Raw genomic sequence first — 4,191 nt, 5'->3', positions numbered from 1 at the left:
GTCAACAGAAATGAGGCGGCGCTCAAACGCTTTTTACGCGCAGCGCCGGGAATATATCTCACGGGCTATCAACATGATGAAGGCGCGCTTGGCGCTGTGATGGTCTTGCTGAAAGCGCGTGAACCGATGGACTGGCCCAGTTTTCCAGAGTTGGCGCAACACCTCGGTCTGTCTGTTGCAACCTTGCGTCGTCAGCTCGGGCAGCAGGGGCATAGTTACCGTAGTCTCAAGTCGGATTTGCGTCGTGATCGCGCGCTGACGCTTCTGCGCAATGCAGACCTGAGCGTTGCCCAGATTTCACATATGTTGGGGTTTGCAGAACCCAGCGCGTTTTTTCGTGCGTTTCGGGGATGGACCGATCTTACGCCGGATCAATGGCGTAAAAGCCAGTTAAATCGGGTTTAGCTGTTGTGTAGTTCTGACAGCTTTTGCGCGGCAGTTTGAAGTCGCGGCAAGAAATCAACCAAATCCTCGACAGAATGTCTTTGATCGGGGGCGTGCACTGACAAGGTTGCGAGCAATCGCCCTGCATTGTCCTTCACGGGCACTGCGAGGGCGGTCATACCCATCATAAATTCTTCGTTGTCCTGCGAATAGCCGCGCGCGCGCGTTTCCGCGAGCTCACGGCGCAAAGCGTCTGGATCGATCAGGGTATTATCAGTGAGGGCTTCGAGCGGGCGAGATTTGAGAACCGCCTCAAGCGTGCTGTCGCGCAGCGTTGAGAGGTACATTTTTCCGCTTGCTGTACAATAGAATGGAACGTTGGTGCCGATGGGCAGTTGAATGCGCAAGGGCCAATGGGTTTCGACACGGTCCAGATAGGTCATACCTTCACGATCCGGCGTTGCCAGATTGCAGGTCTCACCAATATCTTCAGCGACGCCTTTCAAAATGGCCAACCGCCCTGTGCGCAGGTGTTCGGATGACATCGTTCGCACGGCAAGCTGACGCAATCGGGGGCCGGGCCCATAGGATCGACCATCGAGGTCCCGTTGAAGGAACCCTTCACTTTCAGCGGTTTGGAGCAGACGATGCACTGTCGGTTTCGGCAGACCTAGCACCTCGGCCAGTTGCATTGGCTTGAGCGGGCTGCCTGCTTTTGCAATTTCTTCAACGATAAGTAAGAGACGCAAATTCGTAGGAATCTGCGGCTCTTTTTGTATTTGAGGCTCGTTGGTCATCTGCGCTCTTATCTACTTGGCACGAGGAACAGCGCCAAATCTGGAATGAGTGCAACGGTGATCCACACGGTAATCAGCGCTGCTAGGTACATGGTCGAATACCTTAACAGTCTGAAATACGGAACCCCAGTGACGCCTGATGCGACATAGAGGTTCAAGCCGTAGGGCGGCGTGATGAAGCCAATAGATGCCCCAACAAGGAAGATCACTGAGAAGTGGATCGGATCAACGCCAACGCTCGCAGCGATTGGGGCCAAGATTGGCGCCAAGATAATGGTCACTGGAAGCGACTCCAAAACCATGCCTGCCACGAACACGATGCCCATTGCTGTAAACAGAACGGGGTAATAGCCACCCATGCCTGTCACGAAACCACCAATGACTTCCTGCGCGCCAAGGAGCGATAGGATTTGTTGCATCACAACCGACACAGCGATGAGCGGTGCAAGGATGCCACTGATCTGAGCCGAACGCACAACAACCGATGGGATGTCTTTGAGCGTGAAGCCCTCGACAACAAACATCGACGTGATGGAGCGTTCTTCAATCGGTGTGTCGGCGCTGGTGCCCATGATCTTGTTTAGCGGATAGCTGGTCAAAGCAACGATGATACCAAATCCCACTGTAACGCCCGCCGCCTCGGTCGGGGAAAATTTACCCGTGTAAATGCCCCAAAGAACAAGACCGATCGCGAAGAAGCCGAGCCATGCGCCAACTGCTGTTTTCAAAACGCGTTTGAATGACAGTGCGATGATGATGCCCCAACCGTTGATGGAGCAAACAACGAAACACGTCGCCATCATTGCCAGAACCATCAGCGATCCCGGAACAATGCCCGCTATGAACAGATCAGAGATCGGCAGGTTCATCAGGAAGCCATAAACGATGAAGATGATGGACGGTGGAATGATAATGCCGACCGTACCGCCCGCCGCGGCAGTCGCCGCAGCAAAGCGTTCATCATATCCGCCTTTTACCATTTCTGGGTGCAACATCGAACCGATGGTTGCTGTGGTTGCCGAGTTGGACCCAGAGATCGCTGCGAACAAGCCGCAAGCGCCGATGGCCGCCATCGCAAGACCGCCGCGGATCCATCCAAGGCAGGCATAGGCAAAGTCTGATAATCGTTTGGCGATGCCAGAACGGTTGATCAAGTCGCCCGTCAGGATGAACAGGGGCATCGCGAGCAGTGCAAAGCCGTCTTTAAAGACGTTCAAGAGTTCGCCGCCTGTGTTGTCCAATGTCAGGTCGATGACAAAGCTACAGCCGACGACCCAATAGAAGATGACCAATAAGACTGGTGTTCCCATCATAAAGAGGAACGTGCAGGCCAATGAGATAATCGTAATCCAAGTTGAATCACCCATTACACATCCCCCCCAATTACGGCTTGTTTGATCAAAGGTTGATCCGTTCTGTAGTTGGCGAAATCTTCGTGAATATTCTCCATCGCGCGTGTCGCGAGCAAGATAAAGCAAACAGGCATCGTCACGAGGAACCACCAACGCATAGTATCGTCAGTTCCAAGCACAATCGCGAAGTTATCATATGTATTCACAGTCACGCGGGACGTGGTTGTCACAACGATGATGCAGAAAATCAGCCAAAGTATGTTGTCAAAGGTAAGCCAAAAAAGCTGCCCTTTTGGGCCGAATTTCGTGCGAAACTCTGAAAAGCTCAAGTGTGTGCGCAAGCGAATGTTAAACGTCGCGCCGAACCAAGCCATGATCATAAAGAGCAGCGGTGGAATGGTCGTGGACCAGGGGACTTGCACGGAAAAGACAAAGCGTTGAATAACGCCAATGAAGATGATCGCAGCCATTACGATGTAGCAATAGATCACAATCGTTCGTTCGGGCGTACGCTCGAATAGAATAAGCAGGATCGGACCAAACACGACAAGGACAGCCAGATAACCAGCGGTCAGCGTGTCCAAAAGACTGTTGATAGGGGGCAAAAACGCAGCCGCGAGACCGAGCACTAGCAAAAGAGAAATGATTGGGTGCGTGATTTTGGTGACCGAATAGCCAAGTCGCCCTTCGAGGCGCTCCGCAAAACGTTCGCGATAATAAAGCGCGATTGCGCCAATGATGGTTAGCGGTCCGAATACGAACCAAGCCGCTTCAGAACGATATGCCTGTACAACTTTGAAATTGATGTCGCCACTCAACGTTGCTGTAACGATGGTGACCATGTCCGACCAGACTGACATCTGGCATCCTCCCCTTTGAATTGCGTTCGTCTACTATGCCGCGTTGTGGCGATCTGAGAACAAGAAAACCGGCCCAAAGGTGATTTGGACCGGCTTGTTTTGTCGATAAGCCAGTGGTGACTTACGCTTTCCACCAACGACGTGGTTCCACGTTTTCAGGAAGCGTATCTTCGTCGATCTCGCGGGAGATGTCGTAGATTTCCTGATACGTGTCCAAGCCACCGGACCAGCCGTTAAGGCGCTCGCGCCATTCTTCCCACAGCTGTGGTTGGAACTCTGGTGAGCACATTTCTTCGGCTTTGCGCTTTTCTTCTTTAGACAAGAACGCGTTACGTACGTTGTTCTTAGCAAAGATCGTGTCTGGAAGCTGTGGATCGGAAACACCAACAGTTTTGACCAGCGCTGCTTCGTTCGCGGCTTGAACGTGTGTTTGCGCCCAGTAGGAGCTTTCCATCACGACGTCTTGCAATTCGCCAGACAGGCTATCGAAGACACCAGCGTTCATTGCTGTGTGCTCTGTGCCACAGAAGAAGTCGAGATACACAGACTGAGATACAACAGGGCTCATGTTTGCATAAGCAACCGCTGAGGACCAAGTTTCCGCACCATCAATCAGACCCGTTTTCAGCGCGTCGAGTGTTTCTTCCCAAGCCACTGGAACTGGGTTCAGGTTCATTGCGGTCATGGCGATACGGCCAAGCTGTGTACCTGTTACACGGTTCTTCGTGCCTGCGAGTTGTTCAACAGATGTAACTGTCGGCTTGTCTTCCCAAGCGAGACCCAACTGGATGCCGCGAA

4 protein-coding genes and 1 pseudogene are annotated in these 4,191 nt (G+C 52.7%); 1 reads left to right on the top strand and 4 read right to left on the bottom strand.

Features of this window, described 5'->3' with window-relative positions; genetic code table 11:
- Positions 1 to 405 (top strand): AraC family transcriptional regulator (locus ABJQ89_RS07380; protein WP_348495611.1); only part of this gene is annotated, 405 nt, incomplete at its 5' end.
- On the opposite strand, the gene ABJQ89_RS07375 is transcribed toward ABJQ89_RS07380, so the two are convergent.
- The 4 genes and pseudogenes from ABJQ89_RS07375 to ABJQ89_RS07360 all read right to left on the bottom strand — a co-directional run.
- Positions 402 to 1,181 (bottom strand): IclR family transcriptional regulator, encoded by a 780-nt coding sequence (locus ABJQ89_RS07375; protein WP_348495610.1) that lies wholly within the window; start codon positions 1,179 to 1,181, stop codon positions 402 to 404. The genes ABJQ89_RS07380 and ABJQ89_RS07375 overlap by 4 nt on opposite strands.
- An 8-nt stretch (positions 1,182 to 1,189) precedes the next feature.
- Positions 1,190 to 2,548 (bottom strand): TRAP transporter large permease, encoded by a 1,359-nt coding sequence (locus tag ABJQ89_RS07370; protein ID WP_348495609.1) that lies wholly within the window; start codon positions 2,546 to 2,548, stop codon positions 1,190 to 1,192.
- Entirely contained in the window at positions 2,548 to 3,393 is an 846-nt protein-coding gene (locus ABJQ89_RS07365; protein ID WP_348495608.1) for a TRAP transporter small permease subunit, read from the bottom strand. Before ABJQ89_RS07365 ends, ABJQ89_RS07370 begins: the two co-directional genes overlap by 1 nt.
- A 121-nt stretch (positions 3,394 to 3,514) precedes the next feature.
- A pseudogene (locus ABJQ89_RS07360) lies at positions 3,515 to 4,191 on the bottom strand (TRAP transporter substrate-binding protein DctP); the annotation flags it as partial.

This window comes from Planktotalea sp. (assembly GCF_039984035.1).
Taxonomy (GTDB): domain Bacteria; phylum Pseudomonadota; class Alphaproteobacteria; order Rhodobacterales; family Rhodobacteraceae; genus Planktotalea.
This window is presented reverse-complemented; position numbering and strand designations above follow the sequence as displayed.